This window comes from Candidatus Paracaedibacteraceae bacterium (genome assembly GCA_019636055.1).
Lineage (GTDB): Bacteria > Pseudomonadota > Alphaproteobacteria > Paracaedibacterales > Paracaedibacteraceae > Paracaedibacter.
On record JAHBYH010000001.1, the window covers coordinates 391,671 to 412,001 of the forward strand.

The window sequence follows — 20,331 nt, forward strand, 5'->3', positions numbered from 1 at the left end:
GGTTAGGGTTTTTGTGCTTCTACGACAATAAACTCAAAGTATTCATTACCGTTGTTATATGTACGACCAACGGTTTCCAAATAAGTAACTTCAAGACCTTTTGACATAAGAAGCTCTCTGTATTCTTCGGGATGCATAAATCTAAAAGGGTACTTTTGACCGGTAAATGCAGCGTCCTCTCGAGATATGGAATCAAGCGTATCGGAATCTATTAATGCTGAATTCCCTGGCCGAGTAAAAACGTCCGATCTCTTTGACGGAAAGTATGAAAAGAACTTGCCACCTGGTTTTAATAAACGTGTAATTTCAGCTATAAACTTTGCCCCTAAGTCTTTAGGCAAACAATTAGAGGAAAAAACATCGACTATGAAATTAAATTCTGAAGCTGGAAAATTAGTCTGAGACATATCTTGGGCAGTCAATTGTGCATCCACTCCGTATTTATGCATCATTTGTCCACATAGAGCCAAAGACTCTTCAGACAAGTCAATCCCAAATGTTGAAAAGCCTTCTTTTGCAATCATCCTAAATTAGAACCTGATCCACAACCGACCTCAAGCACCTTTACATGAGATCTATCTGAGTGGGGAATGGAAAATAAGTTACGTCCCATAAAGCGACAAAGCTCTTCGTTCGGATATCGACGTTGAGCCCCAAAACCCATTTCTCCATATGATTGTTCATAGTATTCTTTGACTTGATTAATTACAGCATTCATTTTATTTTAATTCCTTTGTCCACAAAATTACTGGATCTAACATCTCAGAAAAACCCTTCTTAAAAAATTGGATATTACACGCTTTTGGATCAGTTTCATGGGTATCAAAATTCCCAAAACTTAATCTTTTAGAATTTCCACGTGCTGCTGACTGACAAACCCCATCATAAACCATATAGTGTGATAGTCCATGCTCGAACAACTCCCGCTCATAAACCCCAGTAAAGTAATGCGTCGTATTGACATAATCAGCAAAGAATGAGGCTGCAACTAACGTTCCATCAAGATAAGCTAGCGTCATTTCTCCTATTCCTGCCTTTGCCATATCGTATTGTAATTTCCAACTCGCAGCAGATCGAGTCTGCCTTCCTGAAATTTTGATATGAAATTCCATAAATTGCTCTAACAAACTGAAATCTCCAGATTCCCTATTTACCCTTTGGATATCAAGGCTCTTACTTCCCCAATTAATCAGAGATTTATAACTCTTACGAATTCCTGCTTTATATTTCTCTGCTGAAAAATTCATAAGATTTATAGTCATGGAAAATGCCTGTTTATGGGAAAATCTTGCATTTAACAGATACTCTCCAAAAACCGACAAACCATTATTTATAAACTGATCTTGGAAACATATCTCATGACAACCATTTTCCCGAGCAAAATTACAAAGAGTCTCAACAAGACAGCTAATCAACTTCTTGTTATTATAATGTTCATCAGAAAAAAATGTTATAATCACACCATCATTTGGCAAAGAAAGCCTACCATCAACTCTGCTACATTGAACAAAACCGATAATTAATCCATCACAGTCAATAGCCACATCTAGTGGTTGATACGAATTTCCAAAATATTCAGCATAATATGCTGAAAACAAATCAATGGATTTTTTCGTATATGAAGATACGAGTTGCGTCCCTGCTTTTTCATGAAGAGAAATAAGCCTCATGCCCCCTCACTATAATGCGATCTAAGTATATCCACTATCCGTTGAGACACACCTGGTAAACCATAGACAACACTCCCATCTGGAGAGTCTTGCTCAATCAATCGATCAAATTCAGAACAAATAAGTTTTTTATTCGATCCAACTAACATACCATATCCGCTAGAGACAACCTCTGGACGTTCTGTATCTTCTCGCAAAATCAAAATATTCTTACCCAAAATACAGCTTTCCTCTTGAATTCCTCCGGAATCAGATAAAATTAGTTTACTCTCTTTGATAACCCACAGCAAATCCACATAATCCAATGGAGGAACTAAATGGAGATTAGAAAGATCAGACAAACGCTCTTTTACCAAGGTGTATACATTCGGGTTGGGGTGTACCGGCCAAATAAAAGATATATGGTGATACCTCAGGCAAATGTCATGAATAGCATCACAGATATCAATCATTGGCTGCCCAAAATTCTCACGTCGATGAGCCGTAATCAGAACTTTCTCTCCGGATCTCTCTAGAACATCTTTCACCTGTAAATTTGACGGTCTGTGTGTATTTAACGCCCATTCAACAGCATCTACAATTGTATTCCCAACATTATAAACATTAGCAGTTATTGCCTCTTGCGTTAAATTATGAACGGCCAATTCAGTTGGCGTCATATGAAGGGTTGCGATTCTTGAAATTAAATTGCGATTGGCCTCTTCTGGGTATGGACTATACAAATTCCAAGTCCGCAATCCTGCTTCAATATGAACAACGGGGATTTTGCTATAAAACCCAGCTAATGCGGCAGAAAAAGCTGTTGTTGTGTCTCCTTGGACAACAATATAATCAGGGGATTCTTTATCTAAAATCTCTTTGATTTTCAATAAAACAGATGTTGTAATGTGATATAGATCTTGACCTTCTTTCATGAGATCAAGGTCATAGTCTGGTTTGATTCCAAATAGATTTAAAATTCCATTTTGAAGGTCTCGTTGTTGTGTGGTTGCACACGTCAAACTCTTGATATCCGGCTGTGATTCCAGTTCACGAATAAGAGGGGCCAGTTTAATGACTTCTGGTCGCGTTCCAAAAATAGTTAGCACTTTTATCGTCATCAGACAAACCTTCTTTTAATTAGTCCAAAAACTTCACTTAAAAAGACTTTAGGACTATACCAAAGCACCATAAGCAAATAAAACTGACGCAATGGGTTATAAATATCACGAGCCCGCAAATGTGCATAGAAAATGGCTGCTTGCTCATGGCTTTTAACGAATTTGGGATAGTATTGGCGCTGAACAGCAATACCTTTTTCAATAATGTCGCGTTCCCGTTGAGCTGATAAAGATTTAGAATGACGCCGATACAGATAGAGGTTATCAGGTACATTCTTAATTTTGCTCACCCCAGCAATTCTTAGCCAATACTCATAGTCTTCACATAAGAATAAAGAAACATCATACTCACCTATACGCTGAGCAATATTTGCTCGATACAGAAAACAAGCCCCCACCACGTTTCTAAAAATAAGATCTGATGGATCACCTGCATCTAAAGAGCTTATCGTTAACCCGTGTTCATCCATAATATCCATAGAAGTATAAACAAGGCCAAGATCTGGATCTTGATCAAGTTCATGAGCCATAACCTCTAAGGCATTTTCTTTGTATTCATTATCACATGATGTCCAAGTGAGGTATTCGCCTTGAGCCAGGGAAAAACCCTTATTTAGAGATGCAGGCAATTTTAAGTTTACATCATTACGATGATAAGTGATTCGTTTATCTTGTGCTGCATACTTCTGCGCAATTTCACTAGATGCATCTGTAGAACAGTCATCAATGATAATTAATTCAAAATCATCATAGGTCTGATTAAGAACAGACTGAATGGACTTCTCAAGATAATCAGCACCATTATATACGGGAAGAATGATGGAAATCATTGCCTATTCTCTAATTGCTTCCGCCAATACAGAGCATCCAAAAAGTATTTTACAGGCCAACTGATTTCAGTATTCTTGAAATACGTGACAAACCAGCCACTCCCCCCATAAAATCCACCAGTTTTGTTTTGTTTTGATAGCACAAAATCAAAAAGCTTATTCCCCTTTTCCAGTTCACCCAGCTTATAGTAACACAATGCATACTGAAAGAGAGCCGTCAGGCAAACCCAACGCACATTATGATATGCAGGAATAGATCCGTTGCTTTTTTGATAATTCAACTCTAGATCTCTAAGAGCTTGCCTAGCACGATCATGCTGACCCAGATCGATCAAAGCCTCAACAACATAGGCATGAAAATGAGATAGGAATTTAAAATCAGTCAAATCGGCCAAGGATACATAATATTGAACAGCCCGAGCAACTGCATCTAAATAATCTTGCCGAGCATATTTTTCACCTGCCAGCTTTAACGGCTCAATAGCATACAAATGAATATATTCACTTCCAATCCCAGAAAAATGTTCAGTTGTCGGAGTATGGATTCTCCCCTGATCATCAATTTGGGTGAGCAACCAATCACATCCTTTTAAAAAGGAATCTTCATATTCCTTGCCAAATGGGATCAATTCATACATCCCCTTTAAGATTTGACCTGTATCAAAAGTATAAAGAGTCTGTAAGGCAGTATCCTGCCAACCGCCCTCGGTTGTTTGAATTGAAACCAGCCAATCGCCGTAAGATTTTGCTAAATCAGTTTCTCCCCATTTTAGTAACGAGGGAATAAAGTACCCTGTTACTTCGGGATATGGCATGCTGAGCGACGAACTGTGAGCAATACCACCACCGATGGAGTTATCAACAATCCACTGCTTTGCTTTTTGAAGGGCATTCTCATGTTTAACTAACATAGATTTAATACCTTAATTTAGAAAATTAATTAATTGTGTTTGTATCTCTTGTTGCGCTGATTCAGTAAACTCTTTCATACGTAACCGGATTTTATCCCGATTTTTATCAAGACTATCAATTGCGGTTATTATATTTGTATCAGATGTTATTTCCAACGCATAATTTTCCAACCCCAGTAATGCCATAAAATTTCGATTTTTTGGAAGATAAGAAAAACTTAAAAAGGGAATTGCTTTTTGTACAGCAAAAATACCCGCATGTAATCTCATGCAAACTAAAAGAGAGCAATCATCAAAAAGATTATCAGAAAAAACATCTGGTACATGTTCGCAATATTTTTTCAAAAAGTTAACATCGTTTTTTTGATAATCGGGAACATTCTGAGGTTGATCTGGGGTATAAAATGGGATCGCTTGAATTAAATACTTCTCTCGCAAAGAATCAACTATATCATAATAATCTTGAACAGGAATGACATCTCGAATACCAAACCGTGATAATTGACCCAGCATGAAACTAAGGGCACGATTCGCCATAAATGAATATTTGATATATTTTGGTTTAGGCAGAAGATTTAATCCTAGAATGTTATTATTTTTGGTTCCTTGAACGACAGGAAAGGGCTCCAAAAAAGTTAGATCTTGACTTAACTTTAGAACGCTTTTTTTATCAAGAGGCAAGAGTTTCTCATAGCTATTTTTATCTCTAACAAGAAAAAGTGAAGCTTTATCCAATAGTGCCTGAGCAAATTTCAAGGGATTCCCCTTTAGATCTGTTTCCACACTGATTCCTGCAACTAATAACTTTGTTCCAATACCATGAATAAATTCATGATAATTATGTTGAGATAGAATCAACCCACCACCACCAATTATCACTAGATCATAGTCATCGAATTGTGAGGTAGCTCCTTTAATTGCATTATCGTGCAGATCATAAAAATCTACACCATCAATACCACCTAGCCCCATTAAAAAGTGGTTTAAGCAGTATTTTATACGCTCATCCCCGGCATTATCATGGCCATACCAGCCAAAAACAGCTATTTTCATTTTTTCGTCGCAATAATATCAATATAATCCACAAATGGATTTTTAAGTTGTAATTTTAAAATCCACAATAGAGTTTTTCTCAATCCGCAAATGTCTAAAACCTCAAATATAAATCTCTTAAGCGGATTTTTTATATCTATAGCTTTATCAGCTAACCTGTCTATTAATCTAGATGAAATGACATAATCATGACGGGTTAACTCTCTTAGAACCTTTGAGTTTGTGATGTAATGAATTTCCTCCATCAAATACTGTGGGTTCCTGCCACGGAGTTTTAGATAGACCTGGGCAATCCACTTTGGTAACAATGGGATCCATAAAACTCTGTAATGGGGTTCAACAAAACAACTAGCATAATTTACATTTTTAATAAATAATTTCCCACCCGGCTTTAAAACACGCGACACCTCTTTCAGCAAATCACGGTAATCAGGCAAGTGTTCCAGTACATTCCAAATAGTAATAACATCAAAACTATTGTCTGAAAATGGAATAGCCAAAGCTGACTGGTGTAAATAAACTTCATCAGACGAAACTACTGATTCACCAAACTCAACATCAAACCGATGGCGAGCATAACCAACCAAAAAATCTGAAATCTCCATTCCAGTGGCTTCTATTCCATCTTTACGCAATAGGTAGACAAAAGATCCAAAACCACTCCCTATGTCTAAAACTTTTGTTTTCTGAGATACATAACGAGCAACACATTCTTTAAGATAGTCTGCAAATGTGGTTTGAACATAACTATTGTACCTGCGTGTCACTGCATCTTGATCAGCAGCAACACCATCAAATCTTTTCTCAAGAAATCTAATCACATGTTCTTTGCTATACATTTTATTTTTTCCTGACCCAGTACGTATTTGGATATATTTTTTTGACTTTATAATTAATCCCCAATGGATCAACCTCTTCAAATAGGCTAAGTCTTTTTTCAATATCACGCTTTGTATACTCAATCAATGTTTCTCGAGCAGCCTTAGCTACGTTATAGTGTAGCGGCAAATATCGTCGAATAGCCAATTTAAATCGAGCAAGCCAAGGTCGAGTGTCTTTGAGTTTATATGGAGTCATCCCATCAAACGCCCCCCCAACATCATTAAGGATCGTTTCTTTTAGAATCTGCGTGCTTTTACCTAAGTTGGAAAAACAAGAGGTTAATATACTCTTAGATCGTTTAGAAATATCAAATAAATCCTCTGACTTATGACTTTGCGTTCTTAAAATAAAGGAAATTTGACCTATTGCTTGCTGAACAGTTAATGGAACTGTCCCGAAAGCAAGAGCCCATTGTTCTTTTCCCGTATGAACCTCTTCTCCACCAATAGAAATTACAGGTTTCTCCATCAAGAAACTCTGTAAAGCAGTCGTACAATCTTTATGCAAAACTAATTTTGCACTGGCTATTACTTGATTAGAAGTCCCTTCTTTTGATATAAAGACATTAGGATATTGCCTTAAAAAATCATATGCTTCTATAAATTCAGCTGGATGCGGGCGAATCAAAAATTGTTCATCAGGAAAACTTTGAATAATATTCAGCAACCATTCTTTAAAAGCTAAAAATTGTTTTGTCTCAATTTGTTGCATCTCATAGATATGATCTATGGTTTCTTGACTGATTTGCTGGCAATTTTTGATCTGTTCCTCGCAAGACATCCCATTACATGAAGCAAAATTCGTATTAACTAAGATATATGTTTCTGGCAAACTTCTAGAACGCAGCTGCTGATGATACGGAATAAATCGAGGGACACACAAATCAAACCCCGGGTTTCCTGTGACTTCAAATTTAGAAATAAGATCAGCAGAACTATTTTTTGCTAAAAGATCATTTTTCTGATAACTTCCCCACAAAAATATTTTCCTCATTTTTCCAAGGGTATTTACAGCAGTTTCATTCGTTATACTATAAACGAGAGCCCCCATTCCTTCATCCGTCAAATCATAAACATACAACCCTTTTTTAGCCAAAGATTCGTAATATTCAGGAATAGGATTTATTCCTTTCTCTAAAAAAACCCCCTGAATGTTTGTCAAGGATAATTGATCACGTATGTATGCAGGCAAACCAATAATTACATCAAAGTTATCGTCAATAAAATAGCGGGCAATATTTAATTTATAATCAAGCTCTCGTACAGGAATCTCAACTGGTAGAAATAAAATAGGTCTATCTATAAGCATAACTATTACTTGGAGCTCAGAACGACTGTGATATTACGTCCTATACCACACCGAGCAAAGGAACGATATAATTCTAAAGCATTATCAAGTCCAGCTTCCTGAATTAATAAATCCATACGAACCCGTGCGAAATGAGCGCTCTTGCCTTGTTTTGAGTCAAAAACATAATTACTGCCTTTATGCATCAAAAATACATCAACTGGAAAAGAACAATACATATCCTCAATTTTATAGCCTTGAGACTCAAGAAAAGGAACAATATTTGAAGTATTAAAATAAGTTAAATGATCCGGAGGACAAAACCAATCAGCTTCATTAGTCATTTCTAACTCTAACAACCTATTTTGCAATTTACTGAAATCATTTGGAACAGTAACAAGAACATATCCCCCCGGATTAAGGAGACTTTTCATTTCAGCCATCATCTTCTCAGGATCTAGAACATGCTCAAGTACATTCTTTGTTGCGCAAACATCAAATTTTCGGCCATCGCGTTTTAGTTGATCTAAATGATTAAATAGATCATCAGCTTTAAAGTAGTCTTTTAAATATGGATGCCACTTTGAAATCCCAAATTCGCTGAAATCGACTCCGGCAACTTCATATCCAGCTTTATGGGCAGCATCAAGCAAAAAACCCTCACCACAACCAAATTCAGCAAACGTGCTTCCTTTTTTCACATTCAGCTTAGATAAAGCATGTATACATAGTTTAGCCTCAAACCTTTTATGATCAAGTTCTTCTGATGTATATTCCGTATCGTATGAATTATAGTTTGTGTCACTCTCTTGATAATACTTATTACGATAATAATCTGACAATTCCTCCTGAGTGGGTAAGGGTGATGCTCTGTAAAAATCATGGACTGTCTTCTGTTTCTTATACACTTTATTTTCCTCTTGATTTGATTTCATTTATAGAAATAGGATCACCAAATTTGTAATCTTCCATAGCTTTATGGTTTAGTAAATCTGGCATAAACTTTGGTTCTAGCCCAAGTCCAGGACGTATAACTCTGATGTTTTTTTCAGTAAAGCTCTCTCCTGCTCTAATGGTGTCTGTCGCATAAATACTCCTGCGGAACACTTTATTCCCTAATTCAGCAGCACTTCGAGAATAGTTAACCGTTCCTATCGCTAATGATGCATTTAGAGCTTCCTCACATAGATATTTAAGCTCATGTGGCTCAAGAGAAAATGCAGAATCAACCCCCCCATCACGACGAGATAAAGTAAAGTGTTTTTCAATAACTTGCGCACCAAGAGCCACAGCAGCAATTGCCACTGTGTTACTTAGAGTATGGTCAGATAAACCCACCTTAATGTTAGGAAATTTTTCTTTCAGATCAAGCATAGTCGCTAAATTAGAATTTTCTATAGGTGCGGGATATTCACTGACACAATGTAAAAGGGTCAAATCATCACACCCACTCTCTGTAGCTATAGCTACAGCTTCTTGAATTTCTGCAAATGATGCCATACCAGTAGACATTATCATAGGCTTTTTTTTCTCAGCTATATAACGAATTAGAGGCAAATGAGTCAGCTCAAAAGAAGCAACTTTGTATAGAGGAGCCCCAAGCTCTTCCAGAAAATCAACCGCACTCTCATCAAACGGCGTTGAAAAAAGTGTAATCCCTATTTTGTCTGCAAAGTCAAATAATTCTTTGTGCCACTCCCAAGGAGTATGAGCTTGTTGATACAACTGATACAAGTTATATCCATCCCACAAACCTCCTTTAATATTAAAACCTGGTCCATCATGATTGATAGTGATGGTATCTGCTGTGTAAGTTTGTATCTTAACAGCACTAGCACCCGCTTTATGCGCCTCTTCAATAATCTGAAAAGCTCGATTAATATCACCGTTATGGTTACCAGAAAGTTCAGCAATAATATATGGTTTAGAGTTCATTATAGACCCCCCTTAGCAGAATAAATGCTTCTGCATGTTGTTTAAAACAGTCAGCCCCTCTCATCTGTGAAAGAGCTAAAATCTTTTCCATTGACCTCGCATGAGGATAGCCTCTCATTTCAGAGGCATAACAATCAAGATACTTCATTTTTTCATTAATGACATCCGATATATCAATGTACAGATTAGGCACATAAGGCTCTTCTCCTAAGTTCCAATGGGTACTAGAAGGGACCTCAAATGATAATATTGTTGGCACAAAACATTCGCTTCCTGGCCTACTTGCGGTTAAAACCGCATTCGCTGTTAATCTGTGGTCTAAGTTTAGGTCATGTCTGTAATGTGTAAGAATTGTATCTGGCTGTGTTTTTAGCAAGAATTTCTCAATTTCTTTTACCACTGTTAAAAATGGAACCGTATCTAATTGATTGTCTGGAAAATCCAAATAATCAGATGTTTTGGGCCCTAAGAATTTAACAGCTTTTTCATATCCCTCATGACGTATATCCATGTCATTCGCATCAATATGATCTCGAGCTGATATACCATTGGTCATGAATAATAGATGAACATCAAACCCTTTTTTTTTGCACTTTAACAAAGTCCCGCCACATCCAAAAACCTCATCGTCAGGATGCGCAGCAATAACTGCTATCGTTTTTTTAGACATGGGTATTCTCCTTCAGATACTGGACATAGTTTTTATCCGCCATAGCAACTACCCCATGATGAACAAATTCTGAGTTATTAAAAAAATCTATCTCGCTCCCGTCTAGCGCAGAAATATAACCACCAGCTTCTAATAAAATTAGATATGGAGGTAGCAAATCCCAATCACGGATAACAACATCTTTAAAAAAGAAATCAGCCGTCCCATCAGCAACTCGACAAATTTTCAAACCAATACTTCCTGATTCAATGTATTCAGATTGTCTCATTCGCCCAATAATTTCCTTGAGAGAATCAATTGGTTCGGGATAATTATCTATTACTCTAATCACATCCTGATTTTTTCTTACAGCTAATGGGCGATAATTTAAAAATGCACCTGCGCCACGTATGGCATAGAACATATGATCAAATTCCGGGGCATAAACTACAGACACGACAGGAAGCCCATAATTTAACAATGCCAGCTGAATGACATATCCAGGAAAATTATGAACAAGGCTAGACGTACCATCAATCGGATCGATCACAATACTATATTCAGAAGATTTAATTTTAAATACGTCTACACTGTCTATGGACTCTTCTGAAAGAACTGGAATAGAAGGGAATAACTGCCCTAAAGATTCCACAAGAAAATTATGAATAATTATGTCTAGCTCAGCTTTTACTTGTGTTCCTTCTGTATAAAAACTGAGATCATTCTCTTTTTTATAACTGATTATTACAGATCCAGCTTTTCTTACAATATCTTGAATTTTATTAGCAATCTCTACATAGTTCATTTGTAAGAAATTATCCTGTTAGTTAAATCATCATATACACTCAAATCAATATATTCCTCTAATGTCCCCCTCAACATAACTAAATTTTCTTTAATTTCAGTGTAGTTACCATATGTTGTTCCCAAAAAAACATCCAAGGGGGCTAAAAACTCATTCATACCTGCCTCGATTGTAAGCGAGACTGTAGTCGAAAAACGTGGATTAATTTCAAAAATATAAGGTTTAGAATCAATTTCATTAATTATTAATTGAACATTAACCGGGTTATCTAACTTGAATTTTTTGACAAGATCAACACCGAGCTGCCATAAGACATCATTTTTTTCAACAGCAGCAAAACGTGTAATACCTTTTTTATCGATAATTTTCTTTGAAACAACAGCCAAGAATTCACATTTAGAATTTGCCACCACGGAAATAGTGTATTCATCACCTTGGATGAGGGATTGTATTATATACTGATCATATGACCCTTTTAATATTTCTAAAGCCTCTTTTAAATCATCCTCATTTTCTATAATTCGGATTCCACGACTTCCTCTACCACTACGTGGTTTTATAATAGCAGGAAATTCAACCCCATCTAAATTATCACCTAACAAAAACGTCTTAGGAACATCAATTGCATTACGAGAAAGCTCTTTCATCAGTTGATATTTATCGATTGCCGTTTCAACAAATTTAACGTTAGGGCAAATTACTTTTAAGGCATCACTTTCCAGAGACTTTAACGGAATAATCTCCTCATCAATAAGGGGATAAATAAAGTCAACAGCAAAATTGGAGCAAATATCTTGAATTCTAGTCAAGAAATTAGGGTGACTAGAATCGGGAACAACAATATTGACATCACCAAAAAGCAAACCATATGCTTTTGGATTTGCATCAACTGCAACCACTTTAAAGTCATTTTTCTGGGCCATTTGTATTAAATAGCGGCCTGCTGCACCACCAACTCCGGTGATTAAGATCGTTTTTTTAGTCATTTTTAACCCAACAACAATTCTCTTCTCTTTTTACAAAACCTGCTTTAGCAAAAGATTTTTGTGAAGCCTGATTTTCTATATTAACATATCCGACAAGGGGCCTTTTTTCAAAACACCTTAAAATTACTTTTAATGCGCTTGTACCTATCCCTCGATTCTGAAATATTGGAATCACGTACCAATTGATCTCATATTCCGATTCTGTGTTCAGACTAACAGATATAAAGCCAGCATCATTCCCCATAAACTGAATAATATAAGCTACTTTCTCATTTATTATTGCCTGATTAAACCACTGCACATGCTCATCATAGGTTGGCACTTCTGGATTACGAAAATACTTGCGCAATCCAGGAATATTTTGCCACTCAAATAGAAGGTCAACGTCTCTTAAAGAGATCGGCCGAAGCGTTACATTTGCACAATTATTTTCAATTACTTTATTTATAATAGAATCAAAGTTCTGACCTAAACTCATAGTTAAAATCAAATTAATAAGTAAAGAAAAATCTTCTATATGGACAGCCTCGTTTAAATCAAATGATATCCCTTTATCCTTCATAAAATCAAATATCAACGCCTGGTTATCAGCCGTCTGGATAAGAACCTGTGGCAGCCCTAAATAAAGGCGTTCCCAGACACTACTACCCGCTGCACCGATACACAAATCGGCGTCGTACATGAGTTGAGCCATATCAGCATTCACATGAAAGGTAGCATCCAATTTATGCTCTAGAGCGTACTTTTCTAATGCCTCACGGTTAGCTGAAGTGAACCCTAAAACAATATCGATCTTACCCTGAAATTCACTTTTAACAATCATCTCAAGAGCTTTTAATGCATAATTTTTAGGATCACTACCACCGAGACTAACAAGAATTCTCTCAACTTTTGTTGTATTACGTCTCTTCTCAAGCGCTTTATCGCGCATTTGGCGAATTTCTTTGCGCAATAAAACATAGTCTATGCCCGTTAGAATTTCACAATGACTCGGCACTAAAGATTTATAGTCATCGACTGCACGGCCATAGGTTTGATCAAGCAAAATATCACAGTCATGCTGACGATTAGCAAGATCATCAATAACCAAGATTTTTCTCGCAAATTCGCGCATTTTTGATTCATAGTCATGATCTAAACCATAATGATCAATCACTAAAAAATCAGCTTTCTGACTCAATTCATCATCGGGATCAATTCTCTCGAATCGTGATAAGGCCGGGATAAAATCATAGGTTTCCTGAGTCGTAATGACTTTACAATTCCATCCTTTTTCAGCCAATTCATCTGCAATGACACAGGATCGGATTGCATGCCCCGCACCGACAGAAAAACTGGCTTCAAATCTGAAGAGAGCAATTTTGCTCATCCTACCTCACTTTAAACAGTGGTTTAATTGATGGTGTCTTCAAGATATCGAACAATCGATCTTGATGAACAGCATCGGCCACAATCCCACAAACATCTCTGAACGCATCCAAAATTTTGATCTGATCGACAGCGGTATGTCCAAAATTCACATTGAACGATCCGTTAATCAAAATTCCGCGTTTCAGCATCTCTTCTACAAATAGGGTCTTAATATCAAAACCGCTATACTTTCCGTAATCTTTATACGCCAGAATTTGCCACGGTGCTAAGCCTATAATCCCAATAACTTGGTCTAAATCATAGGATTTCAATATCGCTTGTGCTTGCGTCCCAATTTCTGAACCATAACTCCAAAGTTGATCCGTGACATTCTCACGAATGATTTTATCAACTGTCGCAATGGATGCAGCCAAGGATAACGCTTCCCCACCAAAAGTTCCAGAGAAGAAAATCTCTTCCATTTCTTTCATGATGTGATCTTGGCCAACGATTGCTGAAATTGGCATACCATTACCCATGGCTTTTCCAAAACAGGACAAATGCGGGGTTACGCCAAAATATTCTTGCGCACCGCCATTGGCAAATCTGAATCCGGTCACAACCTCGTCAAAAACAAAGACCGTTCCGTATTTTTCACATAGATCCTTTAGACCTTGCAAATATCCGGGCTGAGGTGCAGCTACATTGCAAGGCTCCATAATAAAGGCAGCATATTGCTCTGTTTTCAAAAGCTCTTCTGCCTTTTCAAGGTCATTATACGGTACCACTGAGGTCAATTCAGACACAGCCTTTGGAACACCTTTGTTTCGTGTCGTCGTCCCAATGTACCAGTCTTGCCAACCATGGTATCCACAAGCAATCACACGTTCACGGCCGGTGTGGGCTCGCGAAAGTCGGATAGCCGCCGATGTTACATCCGTACCGTTCTTAGCAAAACGTACTTTTTCAGCAGAGGGAATCAACTGGCATAACTTTTCAGCTAAAATGAATTCCAAGTCCGTGGCTAAACTAAATGAAATCCCGCGAGATAATTGGTCTTGAATCGCTTCATTAACATCCGGATCATTGTACCCCAAAACAACAGGCAATAAACCACTCACAAGGTCGACATATTCATTGCCATCCACATCCCAAACGCGCCCACCAACACCATGGGTGAGAAACATCGGGGATGTTCCTTCTGGATATTGAATATAGGACTTACTGAATGTTTGTGATCCGAGTGGAATTGTCCCAAGAGCACGTTTCAGCAATTCATTTGATATTGAAAAGTCTGTGTTAAATGTTATCTCTTCCTTTAAAGATTTAGCAAAACCTTCGTTACGTTTTTCGTCTGGGCGTTTGATTTCCGGATGTGCCGCAAGCACAGCTAAGACATCCCATGTGGTTGGCTCAGACTTACAATACGCAACAATATCAGAGATATAAGTCAAGTCTGCAGGGGAATCAACAGTCCAGCGATGATCGCTTAGATTGACTCCAACGCTCGGGACATTTTTAACGCGGAATTTGTATTGATTATTACGAATATACGGCGTTACATGTTCCCTATCACTTGGTCGTGTTGCGTTTTCATGGGCTTGGATCAGTGCTGCCATCGTGAAAACTTCGCAATCGAGTCCATCAGGCCACGTCGCCGGCAAAACATTTGACGCATAATCCGCCGAATCAGTTACCACCAAGTGTAAAACCTGAGATGCCAATGCTGGGTCAAGCAAAGGGCAGTCAGACGTAATTCGCATGATAATATCAGCCTTATAAGTTGTCGCTGCTTCATAATAGCGCGCCAGCACATCTGATTCGTTTCCACGAAAGCAATCGATCTGGTTGTTTTGGCAGTAATCATAAATAGCATCATCTTGGGACTCTGTTGATGTTGCAACAACAACCTGATCAATCAAAGCAATTCGACGAGCTCGGTCAACAACCCATTGGATAATTGTTTTATCCTGAAGCTTTTCCAAAACTTTCCCTGGAAAACGTGTAGATCCCATACGCGCTTGGATGATGACAACTTTATTCATGATAAAAACGTCCAGTTTTTGGGGTTAATAAGAGGGTGATCCACTGGTTGAAATTCAGGAACAGCAGTCTGATTCTGTAGAGCTTCAATAATTTGTTCAAGATCTTGTACGCTCGATACACCCAAGACCCAAGCAAACACAAAATCCTGCGCCATCGCCCAACTTAATAAGGAGGGCAATGTATTTCCTTGTATTTTTTTCTTCAAATCCAACCAATGAGTTTTTAAAGGAGCTAATCCCACAGGCAAATCATCAGCCAACAGAATGCCTTGTAAAAATAAAGACCGAGCATGAACTTCAATATTATTTGATCTTATAAATTCAACAAACGGGTCTGTCTTGCAGATTTGGTTAAACGGATTCAAAGGGATTTGAATAAGGTCAGGCATAAAATATGAGGCAAATGCATATAACTCCTCAGGTTCATAAATAGAAATGCCTAATTTTGCCTGTGGAAATGCACTTTTAAGACCTGTCATTAACTCTTGAATTTGTTCTGCTGAAACTTGAGCTAAATTCTGAGGATCATGAATCAAAATTCCATAATACGGGATTTGAGTTGCCGATAGTTTCTGGATAGCATCATTAACTTCATCAAGAACACTGATCTTAGTAATAATTCTTAGACCTTGCAAATCCTGCGGTGGAACGACTTCTGTTAAATTCCCATATCCCAGTGCCGTATCTAATCCGGAAAGCCCCTTAGATTTTGCATAAGACAAAACCTCGGATGCTGTTTTGGATGACAAGCTTTTGCCATCAGAAAGCACCCCATATGGCTTGACAAAATTAGCGGTTCCTAAAAGGACTTTTTGCAACATCACTATTATTTTCTTCCGCACAAGAAAAGTTGATTAACGACTTTTTGTTGGTCTTCCGTCGTCAGCCCCACATAAAGCGGCAAACTTAAACACTTTGAATAATAAGATTCAGCCCCCGGCAGAATAATCTCACCATACAATGCTTTATAGTAAGGTTGATGCGACAACGGGATATAATGAACCTGAGTTCCAATCCCTGCTTTTTTAAGATGCTCCATCACCTCAGCTCGCGTCATACCCAATTGATTGAAATCAATTAATACTGGGTAGAGATGCCAAGCCGTCTCAGACCACTCATGGTGGTGTATTTGCTGAACGATATTATTAGCAGCAAAAGCTTGGTTGTAAAAATCAATCATCGCTTGACGTTGGGCCTTAAAGGTAGCTAGTTTTTTCAGTTGACTCAACCCTAGGGCACAGTTGATGTCACTAACTCGGTAGTTATATCCCAAGTCGTGCATTTCATAATACCATACGCCTGTTTCTCCATCATTCAACCACTCAGATGGATGACGAACCATGCCATGGCTCCGCGCTAAACGCATGTTTTTTGCCAAAGCATCATCATTTGTTGTAATCGCCCCACCCTCACCCATCGCAATCGTTTTAACAGGATGGAAAGAAAATGTCGTGACATCCGAGAATGCATTCGCCCCTACCGGATAGCGAGTTCCATCAATAGTATAGACACTACCAACCGCATGCGCTGCATCTTCAATGATTTTCAGATTATGTTGACGAGCAACAGTGGCAATTTCTTTAAGTTTTTCGACTTGCCCTGCAAGATGGACGTTGACAACAGCTTTAAGGTTTTTATCCTTATGAGCCATAATGGCTGCAGATAGTGTTTCGGCTGTCATCAATCCCGTTTTCGGGTCAACATCCACAAAGACAACATCCGCCCCCACATAACGAGCCGCATTTGCCGATGCTAGAAAGGTAATAGCAGGGACAAGAACCACATCACCTGAACCAACCCCTAAAGCAAGCAAAGCCAAATGCAACGCTGTTGTTCCATTTGAACAGGCAATTGTGTGATTGGCTTGTACTTGGCGACCCAGCTCAGCTTCAAAAGCTTCAACAGCTGCACCGCCAGTGAGCCAATCCCCCTTTAGGACATTGACAACAGTATCAATATCATCTTGAGTTATTTGATGTCGACCATAAGGAATCATTATGCGTCAATCATTTCTTGAAGTTGTTCTGTTGTCAACCAATCATCATTGGTTTCACTAGAATAAACAAAACGTTCTGTTAGGTGCTTATACGGCACATCCTGACGCCAGTCTTTGACAAAACTCGGAAGAACAACATAGCGATCTTCGGTTTCAACTGTTTGTAATGCCTCATCAGACGTCAACATCCACTCATGGAGTTTTTCACCCGGGCGAATTCCAATAATGTGAGTCTTAACATCAGACTTAAGTGCCGTTGCTAAATCTGTGATTTTCATACTTGGGATGCGCGGGATAAAGATTTCTCCCCCTTGCATCAATGCCAAGTTCGATAGAACAAAATCAACACCTTGAGGTAAAGTAATCCAGAAACGAGTCATCGCATCATCGGTAATCGGCAAAGACTCAACACCATCAGCCAATAGTTTCTTAAAGAACGGCACAACACTTCCACGGGAACCAACGACGTTACCATAACGAACAGCTGAGAAGATGGTTGGATCTTCACCACGAATATTATTTGCAGCCACAAAGATCTTCTCTGCCGCAAGTTTACTTGCACCATAGAGATTGATTGGACTAACGGCTTTATCAGTAGAAAGGGCCAGAACCTTTTGAACCCCATTCTTAAGAGCTGCACGTACGATATTTTCAGCGCCAACAACGTTCGTATTGATGCATTCATACGGATTGTATTCAGCAATCGGAACATGTTTTAGAGCTGCGGCATGCACCACAATATCAACGCCACGGAATGCCATGTCTAGACGATCAAAATCACGAACATCACCGATAAAGTAACGCATACATGAATATTTCGATTCAGGAAATTTTTGAGCCATTTCATATTGCTTTAGCTCATCGCGGGAAAAGATAATCAGCTTTTTAGGTTTATAATTTTCTAAAACCGTTTTGACGAACTGATTTCCAAATGACCCAGTCCCACCCGTAACTAAGATTGTTTTGCCATCTAAATCAGGTTTTTTAATAAGAAAGTTTTTAAGCATTTTGTTTCCTTTGATTTACGAAGCTATTCAGGCCATAGACTGAATAGTTATTTCTTTTCGATCTCGACGATCTGCCCTTTATCCATTTTTACAATTCGATCACAGTCCTTCAGTGTCGTCAAACGATGCGCAATCATAATAACCGTGCGGTTTTGGCTAACTGAATGAATGGTCTCCATCACTTTTGCTTCGGTATCGTTGTCTAGGGCAGATGTTGCTTCGTCAAAGATTAAGACATCCGGATTGCGATACAAGGCACGCGCAATAGAAATTCGCTGACGCTCTCCCCCTGACAACCGAATACCACGCTCTCCGACAACCGTTTCAAGCCCTTCAGGCAATTGGTCAATAAATTTACGCAACTGTGCCGCATCAACAGCTTCACTAAGGCGTTGCTCATCGACTTCACTCTCACCAAAAGCAATGTTTTGTGCAATCGACGCATCTATCATATTTAAGCTTTGCGGAACATAACCAATATGCTGATGCCACTGCGGAGAATTCGCCGGATATTGACCATCGATAACAATACGCCCTTGCTCTGGTTTCAAAAGTCCTAAAATCATGTCGATTAAGGTTGATTTGCCAGAACCAGTTTCCCCTACAACACCAATACACTCACCCTTTTGAATCGACAACGTCACATTATTTAAGGCTAAGCGTTTTGTGTTCTGATATTTAAAGTTGACATCCTGTACATCAATAGATGACTTAAACGTCAAATCTGGTGCATCAACATAAGTATCTTTTAGAAAACTTTGATGATACTCTTGATAGACTCGATCAATGGATGGAATCGTTGATTTAAACAGATTTAACTGGCTAATCACCCGATTAAGACCAGGCATCAAACGAAATCCCGTATAAAGATAGCCTCCCATAATTCCCATCATGTCACGGGGTGCTTCATGGTTAAAACACATGATCGCCACAGCCGCGATAAAAATCCCGATAAACAAGACCTCAATCACCAAGCGGGGCGCAGTTGTAACCGCTGTTTGAATCGCTTGCACATGGGCTTTTGTTTGAAAATCCTCAGCAACACTATCGATAAACTCACGACGTTTACCCAAAAGAACTATTTCTTTAAAGCCATGAAAAAATTGAACTAACTTACCCCAAGCTTGTAGATCTGCCGCTTGAAGTTTTTGGCCATACCCATAAAACTTAGGCAACAAATACTTTGTTAAAAACAAGGCAATTATTCCACCAAGAGAAAAAATAGACACGGCTAGAACAGGATTAATATAAACGATCATACCCACCAGACAAACAAAGATGATTCCTTCTGACAAAATGGTCGCAACAGAAATCATCCCGCTCGTATAAACAAGATTAGAATCTCCTCCAATGACCTGTGCCCCTTGTGCAGCATTACGTGTCAAATATACGCTATAATCCATATTTGAATAAAGTTCCATCATGCGAAGTTTAAAATGGTAACTCATTTTCTGAACAGAAAAGTTTTGGAAGAAAATCTCAAACGCTGCAAAGACATTTTTAAAAAGATAAATAATCCCAACCATCAGGGCAACATAAACAACAGCCCGTCCGGCGGAAACAACCTCAACACCATATTTTGCAAAGTATTGTATCCCCAGCTCCGGATCATTCAAAACCTGAGCAAAAATAATAATAATGGACGCTGTCACCAATTCAAAGACAGATGTACCAACAGCAAATCCGGCAATAGCCAACCACTTGAGTTTTTCTTCCCGCTTGAGAAGACCTCTCATTTTCTTTAAGGCTGATACAATAGATGGCGTTGACATAATTCTTCCAATGCTACCGCAGTCCGGGTGAAAATCAACCAGACTACATCATA

Annotated in this window: 20 protein-coding genes; all 20 read right to left on the minus strand. The window is 38.4% G+C overall.

What is annotated here, in order from left to right:
* Window positions 1-2: 2 nt before the first annotated feature.
* From KF820_01860 to KF820_01955, 20 genes are read right to left on the minus strand one after another with little or no spacing between them, the layout of a single operon-like run.
* Window positions 3-524 (minus strand): class I SAM-dependent methyltransferase, encoded by a 522-nt coding sequence (locus KF820_01860; protein MBX3457094.1) that lies wholly within the window; start codon window positions 522-524, stop codon window positions 3-5.
* Window positions 521-718, minus strand: coding sequence for a hypothetical protein (locus tag KF820_01865; GenBank protein ID MBX3457095.1), 198 nt, complete (start codon window positions 716-718; stop codon window positions 521-523). Before KF820_01865 ends, KF820_01860 begins: the two co-directional genes overlap by 4 nt.
* Before the next feature lies 1 nt (window position 719).
* The gene (locus KF820_01870; protein ID MBX3457096.1) at window positions 720-1,670 is read right to left on the minus strand and encodes a GNAT family N-acetyltransferase; all 951 of its coding nucleotides are present in this window, start codon (window positions 1,668-1,670) and stop codon (window positions 720-722) included.
* Window positions 1,667-2,770, minus strand: a complete 1,104-nt coding sequence (wecB, locus tag KF820_01875) for a UDP-N-acetylglucosamine 2-epimerase (non-hydrolyzing) (GenBank protein MBX3457097.1) — start codon at window positions 2,768-2,770, stop codon at window positions 1,667-1,669. The genes KF820_01870 and wecB overlap by 4 nt, the downstream gene beginning before the upstream one ends.
* A complete protein-coding gene (locus KF820_01880) occupies window positions 2,770-3,600 on the minus strand; it encodes a glycosyltransferase (GenBank protein ID MBX3457098.1) in 831 nt (276 codons plus the stop codon). Before KF820_01880 ends, wecB begins: the two co-directional genes overlap by 1 nt.
* Window positions 3,597-4,511 carry a hypothetical protein gene (locus KF820_01885; protein MBX3457099.1) on the minus strand — a complete coding sequence of 305 codons (915 nt, stop codon included), beginning with the start codon at window positions 4,509-4,511 and terminating at the stop codon, window positions 3,597-3,599. The genes KF820_01880 and KF820_01885 overlap by 4 nt, the downstream gene beginning before the upstream one ends.
* Window positions 4,512-4,523: 12 nt before the next feature.
* Window positions 4,524-5,564 (minus strand): polysaccharide pyruvyl transferase family protein, encoded by a 1,041-nt coding sequence (locus KF820_01890; GenBank protein MBX3457100.1) that lies wholly within the window; start codon window positions 5,562-5,564, stop codon window positions 4,524-4,526.
* Window positions 5,561-6,403 carry a class I SAM-dependent methyltransferase gene (locus KF820_01895; GenBank protein MBX3457101.1) on the minus strand — a complete coding sequence of 281 codons (843 nt, stop codon included), beginning with the start codon at window positions 6,401-6,403 and terminating at the stop codon, window positions 5,561-5,563. Before KF820_01895 ends, KF820_01890 begins: the two co-directional genes overlap by 4 nt.
* A gap of 1 nt (window position 6,404) precedes the next feature.
* Window positions 6,405-7,754, minus strand: coding sequence for a hypothetical protein (locus tag KF820_01900; protein MBX3457102.1), 1,350 nt, complete (start codon window positions 7,752-7,754; stop codon window positions 6,405-6,407).
* A gap of 5 nt (window positions 7,755-7,759) precedes the next feature.
* Window positions 7,760-8,668, minus strand: coding sequence for a class I SAM-dependent methyltransferase (locus KF820_01905; protein MBX3457103.1), 909 nt, complete (start codon window positions 8,666-8,668; stop codon window positions 7,760-7,762).
* Window positions 8,643-9,668, minus strand: a complete 1,026-nt coding sequence (gene pseI / locus KF820_01910; GenBank protein MBX3457104.1) for a pseudaminic acid synthase — start codon at window positions 9,666-9,668, stop codon at window positions 8,643-8,645. Before pseI ends, KF820_01905 begins: the two co-directional genes overlap by 26 nt.
* Window positions 9,658-10,338: a PIG-L family deacetylase gene (locus KF820_01915; GenBank protein MBX3457105.1), complete on the minus strand. Its 681-nt coding sequence runs from the start codon at window positions 10,336-10,338 to the stop codon at window positions 9,658-9,660. The genes pseI and KF820_01915 overlap by 11 nt, the downstream gene beginning before the upstream one ends.
* Window positions 10,331-11,122 (minus strand): hypothetical protein, encoded by a 792-nt coding sequence (locus tag KF820_01920; protein MBX3457106.1) that lies wholly within the window; start codon window positions 11,120-11,122, stop codon window positions 10,331-10,333. Before KF820_01920 ends, KF820_01915 begins: the two co-directional genes overlap by 8 nt.
* Window positions 11,119-12,108 carry an ATP-grasp domain-containing protein gene (locus KF820_01925; protein ID MBX3457107.1) on the minus strand — a complete coding sequence of 330 codons (990 nt, stop codon included), beginning with the start codon at window positions 12,106-12,108 and terminating at the stop codon, window positions 11,119-11,121. The genes KF820_01920 and KF820_01925 overlap by 4 nt, the downstream gene beginning before the upstream one ends.
* Window positions 12,101-13,477, minus strand: a complete 1,377-nt coding sequence (gene pseG / locus KF820_01930) for a UDP-2,4-diacetamido-2,4,6-trideoxy-beta-L-altropyranose hydrolase (protein ID MBX3457108.1) — start codon at window positions 13,475-13,477, stop codon at window positions 12,101-12,103. The genes KF820_01925 and pseG overlap by 8 nt, the downstream gene beginning before the upstream one ends.
* Before the next feature lies 1 nt (window position 13,478).
* The gene (locus KF820_01935; GenBank protein MBX3457109.1) at window positions 13,479-15,503 is read right to left on the minus strand and encodes an aminotransferase class III-fold pyridoxal phosphate-dependent enzyme; all 2,025 of its coding nucleotides are present in this window, start codon (window positions 15,501-15,503) and stop codon (window positions 13,479-13,481) included.
* Window positions 15,500-16,327 (minus strand): aldo/keto reductase, encoded by an 828-nt coding sequence (locus KF820_01940; GenBank protein ID MBX3457110.1) that lies wholly within the window; start codon window positions 16,325-16,327, stop codon window positions 15,500-15,502. The genes KF820_01935 and KF820_01940 overlap by 4 nt, the downstream gene beginning before the upstream one ends.
* A 2-nt stretch (window positions 16,328-16,329) precedes the next feature.
* Entirely contained in the window at window positions 16,330-17,499 is a 1,170-nt protein-coding gene (gene pseC / locus KF820_01945) for a UDP-4-amino-4,6-dideoxy-N-acetyl-beta-L-altrosamine transaminase (protein ID MBX3457111.1), read from the minus strand.
* Complete coding sequence (gene pseB / locus KF820_01950) at window positions 17,499-18,506, minus strand: UDP-N-acetylglucosamine 4,6-dehydratase (inverting) (protein ID MBX3457112.1); 1,008 nt, start codon at window positions 18,504-18,506, stop codon at window positions 17,499-17,501. The genes pseC and pseB overlap by 1 nt, the downstream gene beginning before the upstream one ends.
* Before the next feature lie 47 nt (window positions 18,507-18,553).
* Window positions 18,554-20,278, minus strand: coding sequence for an ABC transporter ATP-binding protein (locus KF820_01955; protein ID MBX3457113.1), 1,725 nt, complete (start codon window positions 20,276-20,278; stop codon window positions 18,554-18,556).
* Between the last annotated feature and the right edge of the window lie 53 nt (window positions 20,279-20,331).

What these genes read in the sequence shown, in the direction of transcription:
- KF820_01860 (MBX3457094.1), bottom strand. Translation starts at nt 524, where the DNA reads ATGATTGCAAAAGAAGGCTTTTCAACATTTGGGATTGACTTGTCTGAA.
- KF820_01865 (MBX3457095.1), bottom strand. Translation starts at nt 718, where the DNA reads ATGAATGCTGTAATTAATCAAGTCAAAGAATACTATGAACAATCATAT.
- KF820_01870 (MBX3457096.1), bottom strand. Translation starts at nt 1,670, where the DNA reads ATGAGGCTTATTTCTCTTCATGAAAAAGCAGGGACGCAACTCGTATCT.
- wecB (MBX3457097.1), bottom strand. Translation starts at nt 2,770, where the DNA reads ATGACGATAAAAGTGCTAACTATTTTTGGAACGCGACCAGAAGTCATT.
- KF820_01880 (MBX3457098.1), bottom strand. Translation starts at nt 3,600, where the DNA reads ATGATTTCCATCATTCTTCCCGTATATAATGGTGCTGATTATCTTGAG.
- KF820_01885 (MBX3457099.1), bottom strand. Translation starts at nt 4,511, where the DNA reads ATGTTAGTTAAACATGAGAATGCCCTTCAAAAAGCAAAGCAGTGGATT.
- KF820_01890 (MBX3457100.1), bottom strand. Translation starts at nt 5,564, where the DNA reads ATGAAAATAGCTGTTTTTGGCTGGTATGGCCATGATAATGCCGGGGAT.
- KF820_01895 (MBX3457101.1), bottom strand. Translation starts at nt 6,403, where the DNA reads ATGTATAGCAAAGAACATGTGATTAGATTTCTTGAGAAAAGATTTGAT.
- KF820_01900 (MBX3457102.1), bottom strand. Translation starts at nt 7,754, where the DNA reads ATGCTTATAGATAGACCTATTTTATTTCTACCAGTTGAGATTCCTGTA.
- KF820_01905 (MBX3457103.1), bottom strand. Translation starts at nt 8,668, where the DNA reads ATGAAATCAAATCAAGAGGAAAATAAAGTGTATAAGAAACAGAAGACA.
- pseI (MBX3457104.1), bottom strand. Translation starts at nt 9,668, where the DNA reads ATGAACTCTAAACCATATATTATTGCTGAACTTTCTGGTAACCATAAC.
- KF820_01915 (MBX3457105.1), bottom strand. Translation starts at nt 10,338, where the DNA reads ATGTCTAAAAAAACGATAGCAGTTATTGCTGCGCATCCTGACGATGAG.
- KF820_01920 (MBX3457106.1), bottom strand. Translation starts at nt 11,122, where the DNA reads ATGAACTATGTAGAGATTGCTAATAAAATTCAAGATATTGTAAGAAAA.
- KF820_01925 (MBX3457107.1), bottom strand. Translation starts at nt 12,108, where the DNA reads ATGACTAAAAAAACGATCTTAATCACCGGAGTTGGTGGTGCAGCAGGC.
- pseG (MBX3457108.1), bottom strand. Translation starts at nt 13,477, where the DNA reads ATGAGCAAAATTGCTCTCTTCAGATTTGAAGCCAGTTTTTCTGTCGGT.
- KF820_01935 (MBX3457109.1), bottom strand. Translation starts at nt 15,503, where the DNA reads ATGAATAAAGTTGTCATCATCCAAGCGCGTATGGGATCTACACGTTTT.
- pseC (MBX3457111.1), bottom strand. Translation starts at nt 17,499, where the DNA reads ATGATTCCTTATGGTCGACATCAAATAACTCAAGATGATATTGATACT.
- pseB (MBX3457112.1), bottom strand. Translation starts at nt 18,506, where the DNA reads ATGCTTAAAAACTTTCTTATTAAAAAACCTGATTTAGATGGCAAAACA.
- KF820_01955 (MBX3457113.1), bottom strand. Translation starts at nt 20,278, where the DNA reads ATGTCAACGCCATCTATTGTATCAGCCTTAAAGAAAATGAGAGGTCTT.